Source organism: Paenibacillus sp. VTT E-133280, assembly GCF_002264385.1.
GTDB classification, from domain to species: Bacteria; Bacillota; Bacilli; order Paenibacillales; family Paenibacillaceae; genus Paenibacillus_AQ; species Paenibacillus_AQ nitricinens.
On sequence record NZ_NFUX01000026.1, the window covers coordinates 15,149 to 40,631 of the forward strand.

Below are 25,483 nucleotides of genomic sequence, written 5' to 3' on the forward strand. Positions count from 1 at the left end.
AGCCCCCATCTATGATAGATGGGGACCACTTGAATTACAACTTCACTTTCATAAAACCTTCGATTCTCTCCAACGCTTCCGTCAATTTTTGTAGAGAAGCTGCATAGGAGCAGCGAATATGCCCCTCTCCACCTGCTCCAAACACATGGCCCGGGACCGCAGCAACACCAACCTCCTTGAGCAGCTGCAAAGCGAAATCCTCTGACTTCATTCCGGTATTAGCGACGGAAGGAAAGACATAAAATGCACCCTCCGGCTCGTGGCAAGGTAAACCAATAGATCGAAATCCATTAACCAGCAGCTTTCTTCGCTCATCGAAGCATCGTTTCATATGTTCCTTATGTTCCATACCGTTCCGTAGTGATTCAATGGCAGCGATTTGACCTAGTATTGGAGCACACATCGCAGTGTACTGATGGATTTTGAGCATCGCAGCAATTAATTCCTGATCACCACAAGCATAACCTACTCTCCAGCCAGTCATCGCAAAAGCTTTGGAGAAGCCGCTAATAACAATTGTTCGTTCCAACATCCCGGGAAGTGCGGCAATGCTGACATGCTGACGATCATAGGTTAGCTCGGCATAGATTTCATCTGATATGACAAGTAAGTTATTCTCTTTTACAATCTGTGCAATGGGCAGCCAATCCTCGTAAGTCATTACTGCCCCTGTAGGATTAGTCGGAAAATTAACCATAAGAATCTTGGAACGCGGGGTAATTACCTGCCGCAACGCTTCAGGAGTAAGCTTAAACCCCTGCTCGGCTGAAGATTCAACCTCTACTGTAACCCCACCGTTCAAATGAGTAATCGGCGAATACGCAATATAGCTCGGAGAAGGGACGATAATCTCATCCCCGGGTGTAATAAAGGCCCGCAGAGCCAAATCCACGGCTTCACTGCTTCCCACTGTAACCATAATCTCGTTAGTTGGCTCATAGCGGAGATTGAAGCTTGTATGCAGATAAGAGGCGATCTCTTCTCTAAGCTCCAACAAGCCGGAATTTGGTGTATACATCGTCTCCCCATTATTCAAAGCACGAATACAGGCAGCTCTTACATGCTCCGGTGTAACGAAATCAGGCTCGCCTACACCAAGCGATATAATATCCTGATTCCCTGTACTTAGGTCAAAAAAAGCCCGAATCCCCGAGGGAGCAATCTCCCGTACACGCGGAGTAATCCATTCATTATGCATGACTGAGCACCTCTTCTTTCGGACTCTTTTCTGTTAGGGAAAGGGAAATAATCTCGTCCAGCAGTCCGCTAAAGGTGTAGCCTGCCGCTTGCGCGCTTTTTGGTAAAAGACTCGCCTTCGTCATGCCCGGTAATGTATTCACCTCCAGCACATACGGAATACCATCCTTGATTAGCATATCCACCCTTGCATACACACTGCATTTTAGTGCTTTGTAGCAAGTTAAGGCTGCATTACGTACTCGCTCATACACCTCAGCTGGTAGGTCAATGACCCGTTCGTCTGCCCCGCCATCATCGTATTTCGCGCTGTAATCGAACCACTCCGCATGTGACGAGGTGATTCCCAAAACGGGCAGCATCTCCCCATTTAGAATAGAACAAGTGATTTCCTGACCTTGAATATAGCTCTCGATCAGAATTGACTGATCACAGGCAAAAGCCTTCTGTACTGCGCTCAACAGCTCCTCGCTACAGCTCACCTTTTCCATACCGATACTCGAACCACCTGAACATGGCTTCACCATAACAGGATATCCAATCCGCTCTACGGCTTCTTCAGAATAATCCTTCATACTATCCCAGCACAGCCAATCCGCTGTATGGACGCCTGAGCAGCGCATAAGCTTTTTGGAAAGATCTTTATCCATACAAATGCTGCTAGACAAAACGCCACTACCCGTATAAGGAATCCCCATCGTCTCCAGCGTCCCCTGAACCGTACCGTCCTCTCCGTAAGCTCCGTGGAGCGCAAGCAGCGCGATATCGATTCCTTTCGCCTGCTCAATAAGCTCTTCACGCTTGGTGATCTCTATTGGAGTAACTTCATATTTATTGGGATCTAGATTCTTCAAAATCTCTCTACCGCTATTCATGGATACCTCATATTCTGAGGACACCCCGCCCATAATTACGCCTACCTTCATCTTCATCTCAAGCACCTCTTTATCCCATTAGTTGTCGTGCTGTTGTGCCAATAATCTCGATCCCCTTGCGGATATCCGCATCTGTCACTCTAGAGAAACCGATCCGTATCGTATTTTGACCTTTACCGTCTGTGAAGAATATATCTCCTGCTGTAAAAATAACCCCTTGCTCATGACAGGCCGCCAGCAGCGCCCTTGTATTAAACCCCTCCGCGAAAGTTACAAAAAGATGCAGTCCGCCATCCCCTGATAACGCCGTATAAGGAATAAACTCCTTACAGCATTGCAGGGTTAATTCATATTTCCGTTTATATTCCGCTCTGGCTTTTTTCAAATACTTCTCTAAATGTCCACCCAATAAGTATTGATACAAAATGGATTGATCCAGCGTAGAGGTATGAATGGTACGTGCGCGCTTAACGCTTTCAAGGGAATAGATCAGCTCCTGATCTGCCAGCACCCAACCTACGCGTAGTCCCGGAAAAAGTACTTTTGAGAAGCTACCTAGATAGATTACGCTGTTGCCGCTACCTGCTGCTGCGATAAGTGGAGCCACATGTGAGCCCGAATAGCGTAATTCCTCGTTAAAACCATCCTCGATCACTGGGATTTGGTACCGATTCATCAGCTTCATTAGCCGCTGTCTTTTCTCAGGAGACATTACAATACCGGTCGGATTATGATAAGAAGGGACAAAGTAAGCACAGTCAAAAGCTTGCTCCAGCAATGCCTTCTCCAGCTCAACCAGATCAATCCCATCACGCTCCATAGGAATCCCGGTGATCTCAAAGCCGTTCAGCTTGAGATTTTTGATCGCCGTATGATGCGTCGGATTCTCACAGATGACCGAACCATTCTTTTTGCTAAGTGCAGACAATACAATATCGAATCCCTCTGTAAAGCCGTTGGTAATCAATATGTCCTTGCCCTTCATTTCAACGCCTTTGTGCTCCATGTACTGCTTCAAATAGTCTATTAAAGGCTTATACCCTTTGGCATATCCATAATTTAGTAAGACGTTGCCTTCCACCGACATACGATCCATAAAGGAGCGTTTCACATTATCTAGATCAAAAAGACTCTCATCAGGCGCGATGCTCGTAAAGGAGATCGTCCCCTTTTCCGCTCGTATGCCGCGCTTCATGATATCCAGATCCTCCGCCAGCCGCGCATGATCATTGATACGCGACTTCCAGTCCATCGTCCAGGAAGAGATTGTTTCACTGCCAGGAGGTGTAGGTGCCACATAACTTCCCTGACCCTGCACGGCATACGCAAATCCATCATCCTCAAGCTCTGCATAAGCAGAAATTACTGAGTTACGGCTAACCTTGAGCAGTGTACTGAGCTCTCTTGTAGAGGGCAGCTTTTGATTCCCTTGCAGACCGCCTTTTATGATTAAGTGCTTCATATAGTCTTTAATTTGTATATACACCGGCCGTCCGGCTATGAGCTTAAAATCCTTAAACATCTCTTTGGTCGCCTCCATAGCTATCATGGCACAATCACTCGCTTAAAAAAAGAACCACAGCCAAGGGATTTTTCTCCGGCTGTGGTTCTATGCGCGATGTTCTTCAATTAATTGCTTATAATCGATCCGTCTTTGACGCAGCCAAGAGCTGAAATCGACGATAACATGCTTTTCACTCAGCACAATAAAGCCTCTCCCTTTTACATTTAAACATCGAAAATATCGTTTAAGATGTATATAATGTAAGGGTAACTCATCGTTACAAAATAATTTCTCGAAAGATTGGGATGAGGATATGGTGAAATCAGTCCAGCAAACCTCCTAAAATTAAAAATGAAATAATTTTTAGGAGGTCATTATAAATGATTTTTAACCCGATTGTCATTGATAACTGGAATAGAAAACCCTATTTCGAACACTATTTAAACAATGTCAAATGCACCTATAGCATGACCGTAAATATTGACATTACCCTTCTACTGTCAGAGCTTAAAAATATGGAAATTAAACTGTACCCAGCAATAATCCACATGATAACTACGGTTGTAAACCGCCACAGTGAATATCGCACATGTTTTGATTCCGAAGGCAGGTTAGGTTATTGGGATAGCTTGTCGCCTAGTTTTACAATTTTCCATGATGATGATAAAACTTTTTCAAGCATTTGGACTTTATACGGTGAAGAATTTAATGTTTTCTACAGCCGTTATCTGGATGATATGAAAATGTACGGAAATGTTAAACAATTATTCGCTAAAGCAAACGAACCACCTAACACCTTCCCTATTTCTAGCATTCCGTGGGTCAGCTTCACATCCTTTAACCTGAACGTGTATAACGAGGGAAACTATTTACTACCCATATTTACTATGGGGAAATATACTCAACATGACGAAAAAATACTATTGCCAATATCAGGACAATTCCATCATGCCGTTTGCGACGGCTACCACGCCAGTTTGCTGTATAATGAACTGCAATCACGAGCAGACACGTGTAAGGAATGGTTGCCCCCAAGTAATAAGCCACAATACTCCGCTGACGGAGAACAATAGATAAACATAAGGGTTCTATATATTAGGCATGCTTAATATATAGAACCCTTTTTTCATTTGATTTACTCATCAATTTCCCGAAATATCTGCCGACCATTGCCCGTTCTGCCAAAATAATTTGAGTACCATTGCTGTTCCCGGAGTAGGTGCAACTGCGCTGTAGAATGTGACCTCTGGAACTACCTGTGCAAGGATATTCCGGATTACACCACCATGCGTCACTACCAATACCCTGTTTGTTATTATCTCATCCTTGCTCTCCGTAATTGCAGCCTGCACAAATGTATCCTTAGCCGCTCGTCCCAGATCTGACAGGAAGCTACGCAACCGTTCGTCAAACTGCGCCCATGTCTCTCCATCTGGTGGTGTAACCGTTGAAGGATTATCAATCCAGCTTCTATAGAGTGAGTTATCCTTCAACTCCTCATAAGTACAGCCTTCAAAGGACCCAAAATTCATTTCACGCAGACGCTGATCGTAGACAGTTACCTTCTCTAGCGAAGGGGAAATGTAAGCTAAGGTCTCTCGACATCTAAGCAAATCGCTGCAAAACACTCGCCAGAAACCATTTGATACCTCAGACCCCCGTTCAGTCAGCCCATCAAGCTGCTGCTTAAGCTGAGATAGCTGCTCTACTGCATCAGTAAGCAATGGGAGATCCGTATGTCCTAAGTAACGATGCTCAGCATTCCACTGAGTATGCCCGTGGCGAATAAGTACTAATTCTAGCTCTATACAAGGAAACGCCATGTCTAGCATCAGCCTCCAATCCATATCCAAGCTAGGGCTGCGCAGATAGTAACGAATATTGAAGAGCAGAGCATCATCATCCGCGAGGTCTGAATAATATCGTCCGGCTCCATCGGTCGTACCGGATCACCCATATAAGCTCGGAATGAAGCGACACCGTGATATACATTCTCTCCTCCGAGACGGATACCAAGTGCGCCCGCAACAGCGGATTCCGGATAACCGCTGTTAGGGCTTGGATGAAGGTGCGCATCCCGCTTGACCATTTGCAGACAATTGCGCCAATCCAGACGAAGCAGCCATGCACACAGTGCCAAGAGCAATGCCGTAATCCGTGCCGGAATGAAGTTGGCGACATCATCGAGCCGAGCGGATGCCCAGCCGAGATCACGGTATTTATCGTTCTTATAGCCAACCATGGAATCAAGCGTATTTACCGCCCGATAGGCCATAGCTAGCGGCGCACCGCCGATGAGCGCGTAGAACAATGGGGAAATAATCGCATCGACGATGTTCTCTGCTACGGTCTCTACCGTGCCGCGCACAATTTCCGGGGAATCTAACGAAGTCGTATCACGCCCCACGATCATTCCCAGTGCCTTGCGAGCAGCAGGAATATCTCCTTTACGGAGTTCCACGTACACCGCCATGCCTGCATCCTTCAGTCCCTTGGAGGCAATCGTCGTCGAAATCAACCAAGCCTCGGCTATCCAGACGAGCCAAGGTGAAATATATGACAGCAGCCATAGCAGAATGGCTGTAAGTCCCCAAGCACCGCCGGCTACACATAGCGGCAATAACACCCCGGCTCTGCGCAGGCCTTGCGGGCTTGACCATATAAGGCGGATCACCCGCTCCAGAGCCGTGATTGCTTTGCCCATACCAATTACGGGATGGGGCAGGCTGCGCGGATCACCTACAATCCGGTCAATCACATAAGCCGCAAGCAGTACCAACGCGATTGTCATAGACGGTCACCTTTGAACACTCTTCTACACCTCCAGCTATCTCTTCTCATTAGCTGTCCTTCCTTGCCTGCACCGACAGCAAGCTGCCCTTCACTGCGCTATATACAAGGCGTCCGATTGCGCCCCCAAGGTCGGTAGCGGTTCCGGCATAGACATGCTCTGCGCTGTATCGCCCGCTTTGGCTCACAGCGAGCACGATGGCATCCGTTGTTGTTCCGGTTGCGATCAGCCCATTCTCGGGATCAGTAATCCCGAGATCGGCCAGAGCAGCAGCTTTCGCTTCGACAGCTGTCTGCACAGCATTGACCATGGCCGCCGGTGTCAGGCGGCCATCAATACCTAACATGATGTTAATCGTACCTGGTCGATAAACAGCCAGCACATTGCGTTCCAGACCCGCGCGCGCAGCATTTCCTGCGGCAGCAGTAACGCAGACAAAAATACCCGCTGAGCCTGTGTCTTCCTCAGCTACCGCTGCATGCTCTAACGGTACAGCCGTCATCAGACCGGCACAGCCAGATAATGAATAACCCCACTCGCGGAGCTTATTCTCCATATCTTGAACAGGATCACTACATTCATAATTACGGTCAACATATAAATTAACGGCCCGCTCTAACCGATTCATTCCTCCACCATAGAACGCACTCGATAATCCATCTGCTTCAGCAGGCAGCTCAAGCAGCAGATGGTTTCCCTTCCACTGCAAAACAAGCCCCGGCCATATGGCCGAATGGTACTCTTTAACACCTCCTGCGAGGTCAAATGGAATCTTTATTTGCACCATATCTCGATCTGCTCCTTCCACAGCTCATTACTTTCATCCATTCATCCAACAAGCTTGGCTGTCGCTTCTTCTCTTTCCCAGAAACCTCACCCAAAAGCCGCCTAATCTTCTATCTCAGCAAATGACTATCTGCTCTAAAATCCGCTACAACACATACCTCTAATATCCACCTAAAAATCCGTCCCTCACCCATCTATTGCACTTTATACAACAGATTCAGCTAGAAACACTAGCAAAAGCCATTCTGCTGTATTTCTTGCAATAGAATGTCACGAAAAAATCTAATTCACATCATTCTCCAAATTTCTATTGTACAAAGTGCTATAGAATCGAATTCCTGCGCCAGCAAAACGAATTCTGTTGTACGATATACAACGAATGCACTTTGGAGGATGTCCATCAGAAGCTACCTCACCAAACTTTGTCACAACCTAATGATGCGAGCTAAACCCTGACATCTGGTATCAAATCCCAACTTCTGCGCGCTTGAGTCACTTAGGCAATAGAATTTCAGCCTTCTCTATGCCACCCGAGTCACTTACGCTACAACAGTCACTTAACGCAGCCCTCTAAGCTACATAGGTCACTTATCTGCCAGAATTTCCCCCATCTGCTTTATCAGCCGGACATTATCCTCATGTCCCTTCACGGCAACCCGGATATGCTCCGCGCCTAGACCCGGGTACATCGCGCAGCTGCGCACCAGTATACCTACGCGCCCAAGACGGGTTTGCATCTCAGCCGCGCTCCACGGCGAAGGCAGGCCACAGAGCAGAAAGTTGGCTTCGCCTTGCGGCACATCGCAGCCCAGTTGCATAAGGCCTTGCCGCAGCTGCTCCCGCTCCGTGGCGATCAGTTCGCGTGTGCGACGTAAATACTCGTGCCCACACTCAAGGCAGGCTTCGCCCGCCAGCAGCGCCAAGCCATTCACGCTCCAGGTGACCTGCTTTGTGGTCATTGCCTTTGCCAGCTCCGGATGCGAAATGGCAAACCCGAGACGCAATCCGGGAATTGCATAAAATTTCGTCATCGACCGCACCAAAATCGTATGCGGAAACTGATCCAGATCCGGCAAAAGCGTATTTCGTTCTGCTTCAGGTATAAAATCAATAAAGGCTTCATCTACAGCCAAATACGTCCCGTAGCTTTCAGCCTTCTGCGCTAACCAGCGCAGCTCATCCACAGTATACTGAACACCATTAGGGTTGTTCGGCTGTCCAAGGAACAGCAGCTCAACCTTCTCCAGCAGCCCGGCAATCTCGTTCGCTCCAGCTCGGAAGTGCTGTTCCCTTGTCCCTTGAACAGATAATACTTCTGCGCCGAATTGCACAGATAGCTGCCGGTACTCAGAGAAACAAGGTTCTACGATACCTACCTTTTGCGGAGCAATCGCAAGCAGCAACAATGCCATAGATTCTGCGGCTCCGTTGCCTACTGTCAACCAACTACTATGTATACCAAGGTCCTCTGCTAGCAGACTTTTAAAGCGTCGATGTCCAGGGTCAGGGTAGGCAACCACCGTAGACAACGCTGTTCTAAGTAGCTCTAAGACGGCTGGCGGAGGTCCAAGAGGATTGATGTTTGCACTGAAATCAAGAAATATGCCACCAGCCTCCTCATAAAGTTCCGCTGCTGTTAGCAAATCACCGCCGTGGCCGTATTTTTCAAGCATATTTACACTCCCTCTATCCACTTTCGTTTGTTCGATATGTATCTCATTGCCACCATTATTGCGTCTTTGCCGGGAATACGTCAATGCTCACTAAAGGAATCACCTGAATAACCGCTTGCCTCAAATCGACATTAAAATCTACGAGATGTCAAAAGATATAAAGTTCTAGACTGGCAGTCTCATCAGATCTATGGACACGCTGTCCCAGAACCCGCTTCAGCTTGAAGATGGAAACGGGATATCGTTTATCGTTTACTTGATCACCTGTACGAATAAAGAAAGCTGCTATGCCGAATACGAAAAAAAGAAGTCGACCATTTCGTTGGTCGACCTCTAATTTTTCTATTGCGCGGTCAAAATTTGTGGACCTTCAGCCGTGATGGCGATCGTATGCTCGTATTGGGCGGCGAGCTTGTTGTCCATCGTCCGTGCGGTCCAGCCGTCCGGATCGATGGTCATGAAGTAGGTACCTTCGGTGATCATGGGCTCAATCGTGAACACCATACCTTCCTTGATACGGGGGCCTTTTCCAGGCTTGCCGACATGCATATAAGTCGGCTCCTCGTGCAGGTCGCGGCCTATGCCATGAGCGAGAAGGTCGCGCACGACGCCGAAACCGTGTGATTCCGCATGCCGCTGAATCGCGCTCGTCACATCGCCGAGTCGATTGCCGGGCTGAGCCTGCCCGATGCCCAGGTCAAGACATTCCTTCGTGACACGCATCAGCTTCTCGGCCGTCGGCGAGATCTGCCCGACCGCATAACTCCAGGCCGAATCGCCGAGCCAGCCATCGAGCTCAGCGACCGTGTCGATCGTCACGATATCGCCTTCCTCAAGTGGCTTATTGCTAGGGAAGCCATGCGCGATTACATCGTTGGCGGAGGCACAGGTTGCATATTGATAGCCCCTATAGCCTTTCTGGTATGGCTTTGCGCCGTGCTTCAACATAATGTCCTCGAATATGCGCTCAATATCGTTTGTGGTAATACCCGGTTTGATAAGCGGGGCGATGGTACGATGACATTCAGCCACCACTTGGCATGCCTTGCGGATAGCCTCAATTTCATGCTTGCTTTTTAAAATGACCATGTTCGTATCAGGACCCCTTCGTAATAGCTTGAATAGCGAGCCGGGCGACTCGATCAACGTTCAGATCGGAATTGCCCGCATAGTAGTGCAGCCCACAGCAACCGACCAGCACGGCAAGCATATGGTCGACGCTGTCGTCTTCGCACTGGGCGATCGATTGGAGTGGAACGTACAGGCGTTCCATAAATTTTCTTTTGGCGTGGTGTCGATCCCTTTCAGGCAAGCCTACATAATGTTCCGCCGCCATTTTGTAGACGAGATATGCGCGGGCGTCCGACTGCCACAGCTGGAGCAGCGCTTTACAATACATTAACAGCGGCCAATCATCCGGTGGGCTGCCGCTGATGTTCGCCCATTTTGCGATAACTTGCTCACATCGCTCAAAGCCGCTTTCTAACACATCTTCTATTAATAAATGCTTGTTGGGGTAATAATGGTATACTGTGCCGTACCCAAGTCCGGCTTCGCGGGCGACGTCGCGAATATCAAAGCTGCCGCCCGTGCGAAAGTAGGAGCGCGCGGCGACGTCCAGGATCTGTTCTCTACGCTGTATGCGTATGAGCTCATTTTGTTCTTTGGTACGGGGGCACATAGCGTGTTTACCTCCTTATTTAGACCTGCAAATTTGTCAATATAAAAATAGTAACGCATGGGCTGGAGAAATGCAAAAGATTTGTTGATGTTCGATAAAATGAAGTACTGAACAAGAAGACTGTGCGCTGGAAATTCTTCAATTTAAAAATCACATTAATTCAACGGATCCAGTCTAATCCTTTATACTCACCGAAACACGAAGCGATCTCTTTTGTTAAAAAACTGCTTTTGGTTTAAAATGAGAACTGTAATCAATTTTGCTGCAACGGAGGAACTCACTATGATTTTTATTGATAACACAGGGATTACTGACGCTTCCATCAATTTGGCGATTGAGGAATATGCGCTGAAACACTTGCCGATGGACGAGAGTTACCTGCTTTTTTATATTAACAGCCCATCTATCATCATCGGTAAACATCAAAATACGATTGAAGAAATCAATCAGGAATATGTTAAAGAGAATGATATTAAGGTTGTGCGGCGTTTGTCTGGCGGTGGAGCAGTCTATCACGATCTCGGAAATCTTAACTTCAGCTTCATTACTAAGGACGACGGCCAATCCTTCCATAATTTCCTGAAATTCACCCAGCCGGTGATCGACTACTTACAAAGCATGGGTGTTAACGCTGAGCTTAGCGGACGAAATGATCTTCAAGTCGGTGAACAAAAAATTTCCGGCAACGCTCAATTCTCCACACGTGGACGCATGTTCAGCCATGGCACACTGATGTTTGATCTCAATTTGGACAATGTACAAGCCTCGCTAAAAGTAAATCCAGAGAAGTTCAAATCGAAGAGCACCAAATCCGTACGTAGTCGCGTAGCCAACATCAAAGAGCTGCTAGGTACAGACATGACCATTGAAGAGTTCCGCTCCGGTCTCCTGCGTTCGATCTTTGGCATGGAGCCATCCGAGGTCCCTCAGTATAAGCTTCAGGAAGCAGACTGGGACAAAATCCACGAAATCTCCAAAGAGCACTACCAGAACTGGGATTGGAACTACGGTCTATCGCCAAAAAGCAATGTCAAACACACACGCAAATTCCCTGCCGGAATTATTGATATTCGTATGGATATTGAGGATTCCCTCATTAAGGACATAAAAATCTATGGTGACTTCTTTGGGGTTGGTGACGTAGTAGATGTTGAAAATGCACTTCGCGGCAAACGTTATAATGAAGCAGAGGTTAGAAAAGCATTAGCTGATCTGGATTTGAAGCATTATTTCGGACGTATTGAGCCGGAGGACTTTATCGGACTGGTTTTCCTAGAAGAATAGCTATACAAAAATAAAGGGGCCTGCTTATCCTATGCGCAATTTGCGTAAAGAATAGACAAGCCCCTCTTTCATATTCATTTTAGTTCAAGGAGAAAGTATAAATACATAGACAACGAACGCTAGAGTCAGCATGATGCAGATGTTCTCTACGGCTCCACCTTTTTTCGTGCCTGTACTCATTAGCTTTAGACGCAGCTTAAAGGGTACTGGCGGCAATGGTGTAATTCCTCTTTGAGTAAGGGAGTCTGCCAGTAGATGAAGTGCGTACGACATACCGCCAGCTATCCACAGACTGCCACCATCATTTATACCCGCTGAGGCAAAATACAATAAGGCGCTCCAGCCCGCAACTCCATACAAGGTATGTGTCAGTCCACGATGAGGAACAAGCGATGAGACTACAAGCACGCACGCTGCAATGTAGTTCCATGGATCATAGGCTTCCCCGAACGCAAAGAGTGCTATGGCAATCAAGATCATGACCAAATGGCGCAGCTTTCGACTGGGAAGGAAAGATACACTTCCGACTAGCAGTGCCAGCACAATATTCCAAGGACGTTCCACGATTCCGGCAAAATAGAGGTAGATCGCCGCGCCTATCAAAGCAATTTGCAGCACTCTTAATAGAAACTCTGGAATCGCTTTGCGCACGAGCAGCGAATTCGGTTCGTCAATATCAGGCAACAAAGAGCTCAATGCTGCGACCGCAATCACTGGAATTGTAATCTCATGTGCCATCAAACTCATTACAGATAGGGTAACCCCAGTGCTGATTATTAAATGGGATCTGCCCATCATGGTGAAACCGCTCCTTTCTAAGATGCGAAAAACAAGAACAAATGTGCGGTTATCGAAGTATATCAAGACCCTGTTTTTTTGTCTAGCCTTATCCCTTAAATCCCTTTAAATATAAGCCTTTGAGCGATTCCTATCTTGTCCTCCCCATGATTATACGATACAATTTGGACAACTTGACCTTGTCGTTCTTACAAGGACGGCATTTGCCGAAGAGAGGATGACCTAAGAAGTGAAGCGTTCCCGTATGGCCGATTTCAGCCTGCTACTTGTGGCGATGATGTGGGGATGCACCTTTCTGATTGTTCAAAATGCTGTCAAAGTGCTCCCTCCACTCGCGTTTAACAGCATCCGCTTTACAGGTGCTGCCCTGTTGCTGGCTCTAATCACTTTTATTTTTTACCGCAAGGAGTGGAAACAGCTAAGTTTCCGCATGGTACGCGATTCTCTGCTGCTAGGCCTTTTTTTGTTTATGGGCTATGGCTTCCAGACCATGGGACTTCTATATACAACCACCTCCAATACCGGGTTTATTACCGGTCTGTCGGTCGTATTGGTTCCGTTTCTCTCTCTGGCGCTACTAAAGCATGCCATTTCACGTTACACTTGGTTCAGCGCGGCGCTTGCCGCAGTAGGTCTTTATCTGCTGACCTTCACCGGCTCTGCTTTGTCCCTGAATAAAGGCGATGCTTTGATCCTGCTCTGCGCCATAGCCTTTGCGCTACAAGTCGCATACACTGGCGTTTATGCACCTCATTATCCGGCGTTGCCGCTGGCAACCTTGCAGCTCGCCTTCGTTGGACTGTTCAGCATAGTCGCTTCGCTTATCTTTGAAGGAGCTTCACCGCTTGCCCACAGCGCAGAGCTTATCAAGGACCCGGACGTTCTCTGGGCACTTTTAATCTCTATTGGTCCTACCAGCGCTTTTGCCTTCTGGATTCAAACCGCCTGCCAGAAGTACACTACGCCTTCCCGGGTAGCCATTATTTATGCCACAGAACCTGTATTCGCTGTTCTGACAGGCTTAGCCTTTGGCGGCGAAACGCTTGGGTTGTCCGCTCTGCTCGGTTGTGGTTGTATTCTGGGAGCTATGCTTATGGCAGAGCTGAGTCCGGAACCGGGTCAGAATCAACATAAGAAGAATTATTTTTCCAAATTACATTTATTTAGAAAGAGATAAGGAGAGAGACAAATGTACAAATTGATCGCGATTGATATTGATGACACTCTAATTAACGATGACAAGGAAGTAACACCCGCTACACAGACTGCGCTTGAAGAGGCTGTAGCCGCTGGCGTTGTTGTAACCCTTGCTACAGGCCGAGCTTATGCTTCTGCGCAAGCCATTGCACGTCAAACTGGACTTAACGTGCCAATCATCACTTACCAAGGCGCACTCGTTAAGAACTTGCTCGATGAAAAGGTACTATATGAGCGTTACGTGCCACAAGATGCGGTACACAAGCTGTTCACTTACTGCGTGGAGCATAATCTGCATTTGCAAACTTACATTGACGACAAGCTGTATGCCCGTGAAGACAACCAGAAGATCAAAGATTATACAGACCTGAACAAAACGCCATATTATATTGAACCAGATTGGGAAAAACTTGTCCCACAAAAAACACCAAAAATGCTGATTATCGACGATCCTGCATTTTTGGATGAGCTGGCTCCAATTCTACGTGAATTGCTCGGCGATTCCGTGCATATTACCAAATCCAAACCACAATTCCTAGAAATCATGCATCATGAAGGAACCAAGGGAATTGCGCTTGAATTCCTAGCCAATCATTTTGGTTGTGATCTCTCCGAGACTATGGCTATGGGTGACTCTTGGAACGACCATGAGATGCTTGAGGCTGCTGGTCTTGGCGTTGCTATGGCGAACGCTATTCCTGCGCTGAAAGAAATTGCTGATTTCATAACCCTAAGCAACAATGAAGATGGCGTAAAATACGCGATTGATAAATTCATTCTCAATAAAGTGAATTAAATCGGCTGAACTTAATAGTTTTATATACGTTAAACTTAAGATTTTTCTATTCAGGTAAGTGCGAGACTGCGGGGAATGTTTGGACTTCCGGCCACTGTTGTCACCAGATTTCCCCTCCTTCACTTTTCCCTTTTTAGAATATTTTAAAGTTCAACTTATATAGAGTTAATGTTCAATCTATATACATTCACTTTCTTAAGAAAAAGGGTGCTGTAACGTCATGATATATGACGTTGCAACACCCTTTTGTTATTTCAGCAAGCTCGGTACTCCTGTAGATGCAAGCTCCAATGACTCTTGCTCACCCTCCCCAGCCTCTTCCTCTTCCAGCTGAGAATAGTACAAATCATGATATCTTCCTTCTGCCGCAAGTAGCTCCTGGTGGGTACCACTCTCTACAATTTCACTGTTCTCCATCACTAGAATGACATCAGCGTTCTGAATCGTTGATAGACGGTGAGCGATAACGAGTGTGGTTTTGTCTCCCATTAATTTACGAATCGCTTGCTGCACCAGCTTCTCCGATTCATTATCAAGCGCAGCAGTAGCTTCATCCAGCAACAAAATTGGAGAGTTCCTAAGAATCGCTCTCGCAATCGATAGTCGCTGGCGTTGTCCACCGGACAGGCGCGAGCCTTCCTCACCAATATCTGTATCGAGACCCTCCGGTAACTCCATTACAAAATCATAAGCGTTCGCTTGCCGCAAAGCTTCCAGAATTTCATGCTCATCTGCATCTGGATTTCCATTTCGGATATTATCACGGATACTTCCTGTATAAAGCCCTGACTCTTGCGGCACATAAGAGAAGTGACTCCTAAGTTTAGCTAAACTCATCTCGCTTGTCTTCTCATTATTTATAAATACATCACCCTCATCAGGTTCATACAACCCAAGGAGTACCTTAAAAAGCGTAGATTTCCCTCCACCGCTCGGTCCCACAATTGCCATTTGAGCCCCTTTTTGAAGCTCTAAGCTGATTTTGTACAAACTACGTCTCTCTGCTCCCGGATAAGAGAAGGATACCGAGGACATGACCATACGCTCAAATCCAGGCTGCTTCGTAGCTGCTTCGGGTAAAGCCTCCACTTCTACAGGGCTATCCAACACTTCAAAGATCCGTCCCGCCGCCCCAAGTGATTGCTGCATCGAATTGATCAGTCCTGGCAATGCCGAGAACGGCATCACTAAATAATTCATGAGCTGGATGAAAGCAATCATCGCACCGACCTCAAGGGATCCTTTTGCCACAAAATAACCAGCCACGACCAGCGCCAGAAGAAACGTAAAGTTTCCCAGAAAAGAGGAGAATGAGCCAGTAGCTCCTTCAATTCTTCCCCGTTTTAATTCTTCGGAAGTGATATTCTCACTATGTTCCTGATATTGCTTCATTAGTCTGCGTTCAATGTTAAAGGATTTAAACACCATACTACTGCCTAGAATGTCATGCAAAAAGGAAGTAATCTTGCTCATATTAGTCTGAATCTTCACACTGTTCTCACGCATCGCTGAACCAAAAATTTTTCCCGTAAGGAACATCAAAGGCCCCATTGCAAAACAGATCAATGCCAGTAGCCAGTTAATATAGAGCAAATAACCAAAAGCCGCGAGAGCAAGCAAAGGGTTACGGATTAAATCAATCATTACCTCGCCGGTAGCATTACCCACAGATTGATTATCATTAGTAAAGCGGGACAACAAATCTCCGGAGTGATTACGGTCAAAATAAGACTGAGGAAGAGCTAAAGCATGTCGCATCATATCTAGCCGCAGTTCATTTCTGATCTTGGCTGAAATTTTATTTTTGAGATATCGATCGATGTAACCGTTGATTGCACTCACTAATAAGTAGATTAATCCGAATATAACCAGACCCTTAAAAGCTTTCACATCAAGTCTAACCGCCGCATCCGTAATTACTGATAGCAGCCAAGCAATCGTTAAATCCAGAACAATACCAAATAAAGTCGTAAATAATAAAACCGTATATAAGAGCTTGTGCCTTAACATGTATGTACTTAATCTTGAGAAAACACCTTTCTGCTTCAAACTACCAACCCTCTCCCAAAATCCGCATATATAACTAACTACACTTTAAAAAATCCAGTCTGGCCTTTTCAGCTATAGCACATTCATACTGGCTCCATCCCCCCACAAAGGGGCGCGAATAAGCAGACGCTCGGTTTCAAAGCTCTCTGAAAATTCAAACAGAATCGGATCAACAGGATTATTCATCAGGTATTTCCCTTCCTATCGTTGTTAATTATTCTATATTTGTAAATATAAGACGGTTATCTTTTCTGATTATAAAGCATATACCTGTTTCTGAATACAGAATGAAATAGAAATCACAAAAGGGACATCCACAGGCTGGATTTGCCCGAATGATGTCCCCGTTATATCATAGAAAAATCACAGCTGAAGCCATATCGTAGAGGTTTCTAGTCAAATCGCATATATATTGTTGCTGTCTTTTTCATGTATACTAGAACCAGTTTGATTATCTTAACAAAAATAGAGGAGTAACTTCACAACATGATCAAAAGACTTACTGCACTATTTTCAATTCCCTCTTACGCCTTACTCTTTTTATGTATGTTACTGCAGGGAATGGGGATTTCACTCAGCGCACCCTTCTTATCCATTTATTTCACGAAACAGCTTGGCGTATCTGTCGGATTGTTTGGTATTTTTCTAGCCACCACGTTAATTGCCGGAATATGGATCAGTACGCTAATCGGGAGACGCTCGGACCTTGGTTTGAATCGAAAGCACATTTACCTTGTTGCCACGCTCTGTAATGCGCTGGCTTATAGCGGGTACTTGCTCATTCAGGATTTCACGATCTTGTTCATCTACATGATTGTGTTCACCGCCCTCGGTGCACCTGGGATGCCTCAATTGTTCGCCATTGCTAGAGAAGCAGTGAATAAGAGCAATTTTACGGATACTGCGTTTGCTAATTCTACCTTGCGTTCTGCTTTCTCTCTCGGCTTTATTACAGGTCCTTTAATCGGCACCCTGCTAATCGCTGCTGTTGGGTTTAAGGGGATTTTCACGGGTACGATCGGAGTATTCCTACTTGTTGCCTTACTCGTTTTCTTATTTCTCAAATCAAATACAGAGCTGAGCAGCAACAAGGCTGAAGTAAAAGTGAATTCTTTCCGGCTCAGTCAGAACCGCAATATTCTGTTGCCTTTTCTGATTCTGATACTCATGTATGTAGCTCACTGGACGAGCAGCATCAATACGGCCCTCTTTATCACAAACAATCTGGGGGGATCAACAAGTGATGTCGGTCTAGTCAGCAGTATATGTGCTGCGCTGGAAATTCCATTTATGATTATGCTCGGTCTACTCAGTGCGAAGTACAGCAACCGAGCCTTGATGATGTGCGGGGCCATTTTAGGAGGAGCATATTATCTCGTTGTCATTTTCTCAGGATCGATGTGGCAGATGCTTGCAGCCCAAGTTCTACTCGCCGTTTTCGTAGCTGTTATTTCAGCGATTGGCATTAGCTACATCCAGGATCTGCTGCCAACCATGCCTGGGTATGCATCCACGCTTTACTCTAATTCATCCACAATTGGCAGACTGATTGGTAGTCTTGTTGGCGGGGGATTAGCCAGTATTGTTGGTTACCGGTATTCATTTGTACTCTGTTTTATACTCATCAGTATTTCCTTAATCATGCTTGCAGTAAGCGGACGTCACCCTTTAAATGAACCAGAACAATTAACTGTTTAATCCGTTTATTTCTACTTGCCCATTCTCTTCTAAAGTGAAGAGAATGGGCTTTTGTTTATTGGAATTCTCATACCTGTCTGGGCTAGAGTAACGTTCTCCGGTAAAATATATGCTTCTCTCATATCTACATCATGCGACATATGGGTGTAAACTGCCTTTTTAGGCTTCACTATTTGCAGCAGCTCCGCTGCCTCGGTCATGTCGTACACAGAGCGAGTGGATAGCTCCGCCGCTTCGTAATAGAAGCTTGTACCTAGAACCAGCAAATCGGCACCATGCATCAGGCGTGTCTCCTCAGCCCCTAAAGAAATGGAATCAGGACAATACACCCATGTATAATCATCCTTCTCTAGCCGAAAGGCATACGAATAACCATTCTTACCATGGTTTACTTTCCAGGTATCTATCTTCCAGCCGTCCAGTTCTATTCCTTCATCACAGGGAATCATCTCGATGTGATTTCGCAGCCAAGGGTATTGCCGTTCGATAATAGGAATAACTTCTGCTGGAGTATACAGTTCACCCTTAATGCCAGTCCATCGGCAAGCATCTGCCCATTCCGGCAGCCCACCAATATGATCAAAGTGAGCATGTGTCACCAGCAGTCTTCGCATATACCGTACTCCCTGCGCCTCCATCTGACGACGCCAGTCTGGCCCGCAATCAATCACTAGAAAGTCACTGCCATTATCTATAAGTACAGAGGAACGCAGCCTTGTATTGCTCCCATGCTCCCTTGCTTCTGTGCAGGTCTCGCAGCTGCAATATATCCGTGGAACACCCATGGCATCCCCAGTACCCAAAAATACTAACGTATCCATAATCTATCTCTCCTTCAGTTCCCATCAAGGAAGTCTTAAATTATCATATGTCTATCTTAAAGATGCTCACCAAAATATCCCCACAAAGTGGAGCTTTGCTTCGATGCGTACTCAGGTACTTTGCGGGGGTCCCAAATATATACTCTCGTCAAAAAAGTCATCCCTTAAGCAGGAGCCCTGCTAGGATGACTCTATTTTTACACGTCTACCTATATTCCGGCAAGTACCTGATACCAAATCCCCCGCTTGGAATAAAGCGTGCTTCGCACCTCATCCCAGCCCCCTAAATAATTGATATCGAAGAGACCCGCTGGATCCGGGTAGCGGCTTTTGTTCTCCGCATAGACCTGTTTATCTACGGGACGAAAGCCATATTTTGCAAAGATCTCTTGTGCCTGTGGGGTGATCAAGAAATCAACTAATGCTTCTGCTGCCGCGCGTGTCCCATGCTTATCCGCATACTTCTCTACGACAGCCGCTGGGTTCTCAATCAGCATTGTATTTTTAGGAATAATCACTTCATATTTAACACCCTGAGCAATCCGGGCCAGCAGTTCATTCTCATAGGTGACAATGACATCACCCACTCCATACTCAAAGGCAGCCATAGATGCACGTCCGCTCTTATCCAGTGACTCCACATTGGCATGTACACTTTCTAAAAAAGCTTTGGCTGCTGCTGGATCCTTAACGCCCTCTTGCTCCTCTGACAGCTTCAGACCAGCCCCATAGATCGCGTTAATATCCCACTGCGCACCACCGGATGTTTTGGGATTTGGGTATAACACTTTAATCCCTGGCTTGGCTAAGTCCGCAAAATCGTGAATTCCTTTGGGGTTTCCCTCACGGGTACCAAGTGCGACTACCGAACGTGTCACCATGCCTTGTTCCCCCTGCTCTTTCCACGTTGGCGCTACGAGTCCAGCCTTAACCAGCTTCTCGACATCACCTTCCATGGCTAGCAGTGTAACATCCGCTTCGAACCCGCCTACGATTGCACGTGCTTGTGTTCCGGAAGCTTCATAGGACTGTTGAAAATGAATCTCCTGTCCAGTATCCGCCTTCCACTGCGCTGCAAATAACGGCAAAATATCTTCCATCGCATCCTTAGCCACACTGTATGCGCCAACGACTAGCGTAACATCCCCTTGCTTCGAAGGATCTGCCATCGTCGTAATCGCCTTCCCGTTCCCGCAACCGACTGCTGCCAGCGTGAGTATGGCCAGCATTAGGGCAGCAAAACATCCGTGCAGTTGTCTGCTCCTTTTGAAATTCATTGCGGCCCACATCCTTCGAGATAATGATTTTAAATATTTCCTTGAAAGTAGCTCTATGGCTGAATCTGAAAATCAAGTAACTACCGCTCGGTATTTTGCCGTAATTACGTGGAATGTTTGGACTTCCGGCCGCTGTTGTTCCCAGATTTATTGATTTTATATCCTCAGCGGATTAAATCCGGAAACAAAGGCGGTCGCTCCGCTCCTACAGTTCCAAACTTCCACTCCATTACTTCATACCTTCACATCAGTTCCTCTAATCCTTCCTCATCACATTCGCTACTCTTCAAAAAAATTGAAAATCATTTTATTTATTTTTATATTAAATAAATATCGGCATCGGATCTTCTTTCAGGTTGTTCTCCTGGATCCAGCTTCGCTCATCATTAAACAGGTAAGCGCGGTGCACAAGGACTGAGATGTCCTGTCCCGGCTGCAAGGTTTCTTTCTCCAAGGAACGGTAAGTAACCAGCTTATGACCATTAACTTCAACCTCAACGAGCCATTCGCTTCCACGGAAATGCAGATGCTTTACGACGCCTTTTTCCGTAGCTGAAGCCATCTTGAACTCATGCAGGTTACCAACTTCAATATACTCAGGACGAATAAGTGCTTTGGTAGGCTTACCGTCTCCAGCGCCTTTAAAGCCTTTCACCTCAGAAGCATCTTCAATCAGTGTCGACTCCCCGATAAAAGTTGCCACGAACGGTGTTTTAGGCTCCTTATAAATATCCCAAGGTGTACCCTTTTGTTCCAACTGCCCTTGGTTGATGATCATAATCTCGTCCGCAACTTCAATCGCTTCGTCTTGGTCATGCGTTACGAAGATGGAAGTGATGCCAACACGCTCAATCAGCTCACGCAGCCAAGCGCGCAGCTCCTGCCGGATCTTCGCATCAATAGCTGCAAACGGCTCATCTAAGAGCAGTAGCTGTGGTTCAGGCGCAAGTGCACGGGCAAAGGCCACACGTTGACGTTGTCCACCAGATAGCTGATGCGGATAACGCTTCTCGAAGCCTTTTAACCCCGTAAGCTCCACCAGTTCCATAACACGGTCACGAATGGCAGTTTTGCTGGCCTTTTTAACTTTTAATCCAAAAGCAATATTATCAAAAACAGTCATATGCTTAAATAATGCGTAGTTCTGAAAGACAAAGCCGATCCCGCGCTCTTGAGGAGGAAGATTATTAACCGTCTGACCATGAAAAATAATCTCGCCATTATCCGGTGTCTCCAGCCCTGCGAGCATACGAAGAATCGAGGTTTTACCGCCACCACTCGGGCCAAGCAGTCCGATCAGATGACCTTTTGTAATGGTGAAATTGACATCCTTGACCGCATGAAAATCTCCAAAATGCTTATTTAATCCCCGCACTTCAACATGCATATTACTGCACTTCCTTTCTTCTCTTGGTCCATTCCATCAATAACAGTAGACCTGCGGAAAATGCAGCCAGAACTAGCGCTATTCCTCCAGCAGCCGTTACATTAAAATTCTCAACATCCTGATAGACTAGCGTCGTCGCCGTCTGGGTTTTGTTCATAATGTTACCCGAGACCACGAGCACCGCCCCGAACTCACCTAGTGAACGAGCCACCGTAAGGATGACCCCGTACACAACCGCCCAACGAATCGAAGGCCATGTCACCTTCCAAAATATTGTCCAGCTACGAGCGCCCAGTGTAGAAGCAGCTTCTTCCTGCTGTGAACCAATCTCCTGAAGCACCGGCATTACCTCACGCACCATTAAAGGAAAGGTTACGAACAAGGTGGCGATGATCATTCCAGGAATGGCATAGACGATCTTCAGCCCAATCCCTTCAAAAATCGCACCCAAGGTGCTATCCGGACCCAGCAACAGAACAATCATCAGCCCGCCAATAACAGGGGACACAGCATAAGGCAAATCAACAACACTGTTAAGCAAGCCCTTTAGACGTCTATTTATCCAGTTCGCCCGGACAAGATACAGCGCCATCATAATTCCGAACAACGTATTTAATAACGTAACTACGATCACAACAAGCCCAGTCATCATAAGCGCATGCAGCGCTTCAGGCCTAGTCAGGGCATTCCAGAAACCACCAAATCCTTCACTAAAAGCACCTATAGCCATTTTCCCTAGTGGCGCAGCGATTAGCAGAAAAAACACCAAGTAAGTGAGACCGATCCACAATTTTCTCATGAGCGTCTCCCCCGCATCTGCAGCATATTAATGAGCCAAAGAATGAGAAAAGATAAGGTCAAGAGAATGACAGAAACCGCTGCTGCGGAAACTGGATTATCACTTTCAACTTCACCAAAAATAAAAACAGAAGATACGAGTGTACGACCTGGAATATTACCTGCTACGAGGACTACAGCGCCGAATTCAGCAAGTGCCCGCGAGAAGGCGAGCATTCCACCGCTGATCATCCCAGGAGCCATAGAGGGGAGAATAACATGCCAGAAGACTCTAGTTCCCTTGGCACCCATTGTATATGCCGCTTCCTCTTCGGATGGATCAAGTTCCTCCAGCAAGGGCTGAACCGCTCGAATCACGAAAGGAAAGGTTACGAAGACCATAGCAATTACGATAGCCGGTTGATGAAAAACTATTTCAAAACCAAGCGCTTCTGCAGCCTTGCCGATAAGACTACCAGGTCCAAGCAAGAGTAAAATCATCAAACCACCAACTGCCGTCGGCAGTGCAAATGGTAAATCCACAAGACTATTAAGCAATGCTTTACCAATGAATTGATAACGAATAAGAACCCAGGCAATCATTGTTCCTAAAAAGACATTAATTAAAGTAGCGATGATCGCCAGCTTTAAGGTTAACAGCACCGACTTCCAGGCAATCGGATCGCTTATGCTTTCCACAAAATTACCGAAACCCAGTGAAAAAGAGTTGTAATAGACCCCAAGTATAGGCAGCACGATCAATACAACAAAATAGAGCAAAATTGTAGTTCGAAAACCCCAAGTCCAACCTTTGTGTCTAAGCAGCGAATTCAATGATTTTGCCCTCCCACCTCCGGATAACCGGTCGGTATACTAACCAACGTCTCCATTAATTATTCCTATTTATATACTTGGTTTTATAATATTACTACTTTACCAAATCCTTCTCGTTGTCGTCAATTACTTTCAAGTGAATTTGGGGTAAAATATATATAACACAGATTAGGAAAAAGTGGCACATCACAGGAAGGGGAATGATTATGCTGCATACACTGGAGATTACTACAACGAAACGGGATGAATTACGGGATATTACTCGTGAAGTCATTTCTTTTGTGAAAAAAAACGGGGTGCGTAGCGGGGTGATCGTAGTTTATTGTCCACATACCACCGCAGGAATTGCAATCAATGAGAATGCAGATCCTGATGTGAGGCATGATGTTCTGATGCGTTTGGATGAAGTCTACCCTTGGGAGCATCCGAACTATCGACATGCTGAAGGCAATACTGCCTCCCACCTTAAGTCTATTACATCCGGACCTTCCCAGAGCATAATCATCCATGATGGCGAACTATTACTTGGTCGTTGGCAGGGTATTTATTTTTGTGAGTTTGATGGACCAAGACGTAGACAATGTTTCTTAAAGATTATTGAAGGATAACAATGAATGGCCGCTTCCGTTATTGCTACGGAGCGGCCATTAAAATATAACTAGAATCAAATATTACTTTGACCAAGCAGAGAAGTAGTGTTATACCAATGCACAGCTTTAAAGTGTAAACTTATAAAAAAAACAGCATATTAAAGGCTGCGACATAAAACCTTGATATGAGCTGATGCTGCCTCTTTTACATCCTCAAACAATACTTTATCTTGGATATAATAAGATATAAATCCGTGAGCGGATAAGAACAAGGTTAGCGGAACGTTCTGCCAATCCTCGGATACATATCCCTCTTCCTTCATATGACGGCGTACAATACTTGAGAATAAATCAAAACATCGTCCCTGCTCTGCTCTACAATAAGCCAGCAGCTCTTCATCACGAATCATGAACATAATTTCATACTGATAAGGATGATCTAATCCAAACCTTATAAACTCCATAATCAGCTGCTCTACTCGAGTCATGCCTTCTTCAGGTGGCTTATTCATTACTTGGCTCAGCAAAGCAGCCACATGATTAAAATCTTCGACAACAATGGCGTAGAACAACTCTGCCTTCTCTTTGAAATGATAATAGAGAGAGCCGTGGCTGTATCCCAAATGCTGACCGATGCTTCGCATTGAAATCGCTCGATACCCTTTGGTAATAAACAGATGCCTAGCGGCCTCTAGTATTCTTTCCCTCGACAACTCCTGCTCCACTGCTCTCCTTGCCATATACCTAATCCCCTTCGCTGTAGTAAATCCGCCGCCCTTCTGTTACCAAGGCTTGCCCTTGGGTTAGATCTGTTATCCATGCCATAAATGCGTCTCCCTCATCATTTCGCGGTAAACATAACAACGTTACTTTATCGGTGAATAAAGTCTCGCCGGTCTGAATACCCCTTCCACGAAGTTCGTTCTCCACCTTGCCTAGCCAAGTGTAATCAATTTCTACGAATACCTCTCGTCTTAGCACACGGGTGATTACTTCTCCTTCTTCAAGCGCAAGCACTGCCCCATCCGTATAAGCTCTAATCAGCCCTCCGGCACCCAGCATAATGCCTCCGAAATAACGGGTAACAACAATTGCGACATTTTTAACTCCCTGGTTGCGAATTACTTCCAAAATCGGTTTGCCGGCTGTTCCACTCGGCTCCCCGTCGTCCGATTGCCTCTGGATTTCGTCTCTCTCCCCAATCACATAAGCAGAACAGTTATGCGTTGCGTCCCGATGTTTCTTCTTGATGTCTTCGATAAACAACAATGCTTCTTCTTCATTCTCAACCGGCATAACATGACCAATGAAGCGAGATTTGCGGATTACGACTTCCTTGGAACCGGAAGAGCGCACCGTTCGATATTGTTCTAACATAATTATTCCAGTCCTTATATACATATGATGTCTTCATATAATGTCAGGAGCAGCCCCCGGTATTGGATTACCTATGGACTGCTCCTGGTGA

At 46.1% G+C, this 25,483-nt stretch carries 24 protein-coding genes; 6 read left to right on the forward strand and 18 right to left on the reverse strand.

Annotated elements, in window-relative coordinates; all coding sequences use genetic code 11:
- Positions 1–34: 34 nt before the first annotated feature.
- The 3 genes from CA600_RS13395 to pdxR are packed head-to-tail and all read right to left on the reverse strand — an operon-like array spanning position 35 to position 3,594.
- The gene (locus CA600_RS13395; protein WP_094870630.1) at positions 35–1,198 is read right to left on the reverse strand and encodes an aminotransferase class I/II-fold pyridoxal phosphate-dependent enzyme; all 1,164 of its coding nucleotides are present in this window, start codon (positions 1,196–1,198) and stop codon (positions 35–37) included.
- Complete coding sequence (locus tag CA600_RS13400; RefSeq protein WP_094870681.1) at positions 1,191–2,123, reverse strand: D-alanine--D-alanine ligase; 933 nt, start codon at positions 2,121–2,123, stop codon at positions 1,191–1,193. The genes CA600_RS13395 and CA600_RS13400 overlap by 8 nt, the downstream gene beginning before the upstream one ends.
- 19 nt (positions 2,124–2,142) lie before the next feature.
- Entirely contained in the window at positions 2,143–3,594 is a 1,452-nt protein-coding gene (gene pdxR / locus CA600_RS13405; protein WP_094870631.1) for a MocR-like pyridoxine biosynthesis transcription factor PdxR, read from the reverse strand.
- 362 nt (positions 3,595–3,956) lie between these two features.
- Here pdxR and catA point away from each other — a divergent pair, with 362 nt between their 5' ends.
- On the forward strand, positions 3,957–4,649 hold the full coding sequence (catA, locus tag CA600_RS13410; RefSeq protein WP_094870632.1) for a type A chloramphenicol O-acetyltransferase: 693 nt from the start codon (positions 3,957–3,959) through the stop codon (positions 4,647–4,649).
- Between the two features lie 69 nt (positions 4,650–4,718).
- Here the strand turns inward: catA and CA600_RS13415 are convergent, their stop codons facing one another.
- The 6 genes from CA600_RS13415 to CA600_RS13440 form a co-directional block, all read right to left on the reverse strand.
- Complete coding sequence (locus CA600_RS13415; RefSeq protein ID WP_094870633.1) at positions 4,719–5,399, reverse strand: histidine phosphatase family protein; 681 nt, start codon at positions 5,397–5,399, stop codon at positions 4,719–4,721.
- Positions 5,400–5,407: 8 nt separating this feature from the next.
- Complete coding sequence (gene cbiB, locus CA600_RS13420) at positions 5,408–6,367, reverse strand: adenosylcobinamide-phosphate synthase CbiB (protein ID WP_094870634.1); 960 nt, start codon at positions 6,365–6,367, stop codon at positions 5,408–5,410.
- Between the two features lie 49 nt (positions 6,368–6,416).
- Positions 6,417–7,154, reverse strand: coding sequence for an adenosylcobinamide amidohydrolase (locus tag CA600_RS13425; protein ID WP_094870635.1), 738 nt, complete (start codon positions 7,152–7,154; stop codon positions 6,417–6,419).
- 583 nt (positions 7,155–7,737) lie between these two features.
- A complete protein-coding gene (gene cobD, locus CA600_RS13430; RefSeq protein WP_094870636.1) occupies positions 7,738–8,826 on the reverse strand; it encodes a threonine-phosphate decarboxylase CobD in 1,089 nt (362 codons plus the stop codon).
- A gap of 342 nt (positions 8,827–9,168) precedes the next feature.
- Positions 9,169–9,915: a type I methionyl aminopeptidase gene (gene map, locus CA600_RS13435; RefSeq protein ID WP_094870637.1), complete on the reverse strand. Its 747-nt coding sequence runs from the start codon at positions 9,913–9,915 to the stop codon at positions 9,169–9,171.
- Positions 9,916–9,922: 7 nt separating this feature from the next.
- Positions 9,923–10,507, reverse strand: a complete 585-nt coding sequence (locus tag CA600_RS13440; RefSeq protein ID WP_094870638.1) for a TetR/AcrR family transcriptional regulator — start codon at positions 10,505–10,507, stop codon at positions 9,923–9,925.
- Positions 10,508–10,789: 282 nt separating this feature from the next.
- Between CA600_RS13440 and CA600_RS13445 the strand changes: the two genes are divergently transcribed.
- Positions 10,790–11,791: a lipoate--protein ligase gene (locus tag CA600_RS13445; RefSeq protein ID WP_094870639.1), complete on the forward strand. Its 1,002-nt coding sequence runs from the start codon at positions 10,790–10,792 to the stop codon at positions 11,789–11,791.
- 84 nt (positions 11,792–11,875) lie between these two features.
- Here the strand turns inward: CA600_RS13445 and CA600_RS13450 are convergent, their stop codons facing one another.
- Positions 11,876–12,589, reverse strand: a complete 714-nt coding sequence (locus CA600_RS13450) for a metal-dependent hydrolase (RefSeq protein ID WP_094870640.1) — start codon at positions 12,587–12,589, stop codon at positions 11,876–11,878.
- A gap of 229 nt (positions 12,590–12,818) precedes the next feature.
- Here CA600_RS13450 and CA600_RS13455 point away from each other — a divergent pair, with 229 nt between their 5' ends.
- Entirely contained in the window at positions 12,819–13,766 is a 948-nt protein-coding gene (locus CA600_RS13455) for a DMT family transporter (RefSeq protein ID WP_094870641.1), read from the forward strand.
- Between the two features lie 12 nt (positions 13,767–13,778).
- Positions 13,779–14,582, forward strand: coding sequence for a Cof-type HAD-IIB family hydrolase (locus CA600_RS13460; protein ID WP_060624902.1), 804 nt, complete (start codon positions 13,779–13,781; stop codon positions 14,580–14,582).
- A 249-nt stretch (positions 14,583–14,831) separates the two neighbouring features.
- Here CA600_RS13460 and CA600_RS13465 read toward each other — a convergent pair whose 3' ends face one another.
- A complete protein-coding gene (locus CA600_RS13465) occupies positions 14,832–16,631 on the reverse strand; it encodes an ABC transporter ATP-binding protein (RefSeq protein ID WP_094870642.1) in 1,800 nt (599 codons plus the stop codon).
- Between the two features lie 486 nt (positions 16,632–17,117).
- Between CA600_RS13465 and CA600_RS13475 the strand changes: the two genes are divergently transcribed.
- Complete coding sequence (locus tag CA600_RS13475) at positions 17,118–18,329, forward strand: sugar efflux transporter (RefSeq protein WP_094870643.1); 1,212 nt, start codon at positions 17,118–17,120, stop codon at positions 18,327–18,329.
- Between the two features lie 29 nt (positions 18,330–18,358).
- On the opposite strand, the gene CA600_RS13480 is transcribed toward CA600_RS13475, so the two are convergent.
- The 5 genes from CA600_RS13480 to cysT form a co-directional block, all read right to left on the reverse strand.
- Entirely contained in the window at positions 18,359–19,150 is a 792-nt protein-coding gene (locus CA600_RS13480) for an MBL fold metallo-hydrolase (RefSeq protein WP_094870644.1), read from the reverse strand.
- 209 nt (positions 19,151–19,359) lie between these two features.
- Positions 19,360–20,427: a sulfate ABC transporter substrate-binding protein gene (locus CA600_RS13485; RefSeq protein WP_179281615.1), complete on the reverse strand. Its 1,068-nt coding sequence runs from the start codon at positions 20,425–20,427 to the stop codon at positions 19,360–19,362.
- Between the two features lie 322 nt (positions 20,428–20,749).
- Positions 20,750–21,814: a sulfate/molybdate ABC transporter ATP-binding protein gene (locus tag CA600_RS13490; protein WP_042124940.1), complete on the reverse strand. Its 1,065-nt coding sequence runs from the start codon at positions 21,812–21,814 to the stop codon at positions 20,750–20,752.
- Between the two features lies 1 nt (position 21,815).
- On the reverse strand, positions 21,816–22,613 hold the full coding sequence (locus CA600_RS13495; protein ID WP_094870645.1) for a sulfate ABC transporter permease subunit: 798 nt from the start codon (positions 22,611–22,613) through the stop codon (positions 21,816–21,818).
- A complete protein-coding gene (gene cysT, locus CA600_RS13500; protein ID WP_042185592.1) occupies positions 22,610–23,425 on the reverse strand; it encodes a sulfate ABC transporter permease subunit CysT in 816 nt (271 codons plus the stop codon). Before cysT ends, CA600_RS13495 begins: the two co-directional genes overlap by 4 nt.
- A 206-nt stretch (positions 23,426–23,631) precedes the next feature.
- Here cysT and CA600_RS13505 point away from each other — a divergent pair, with 206 nt between their 5' ends.
- Positions 23,632–24,033, forward strand: coding sequence for a secondary thiamine-phosphate synthase enzyme YjbQ (locus CA600_RS13505; RefSeq protein ID WP_094870646.1), 402 nt, complete (start codon positions 23,632–23,634; stop codon positions 24,031–24,033).
- A gap of 140 nt (positions 24,034–24,173) precedes the next feature.
- On the opposite strand, the gene CA600_RS13510 is transcribed toward CA600_RS13505, so the two are convergent.
- Both CA600_RS13510 and CA600_RS13515 read right to left on the reverse strand, forming a co-directional pair.
- Positions 24,174–24,755: a TetR/AcrR family transcriptional regulator gene (locus CA600_RS13510; protein WP_094870647.1), complete on the reverse strand. Its 582-nt coding sequence runs from the start codon at positions 24,753–24,755 to the stop codon at positions 24,174–24,176.
- Positions 24,756–24,759: 4 nt separating this feature from the next.
- Complete coding sequence (locus CA600_RS13515) at positions 24,760–25,392, reverse strand: YigZ family protein (RefSeq protein ID WP_094870648.1); 633 nt, start codon at positions 25,390–25,392, stop codon at positions 24,760–24,762.
- Between the last annotated feature and the right edge of the window lie 91 nt (positions 25,393–25,483).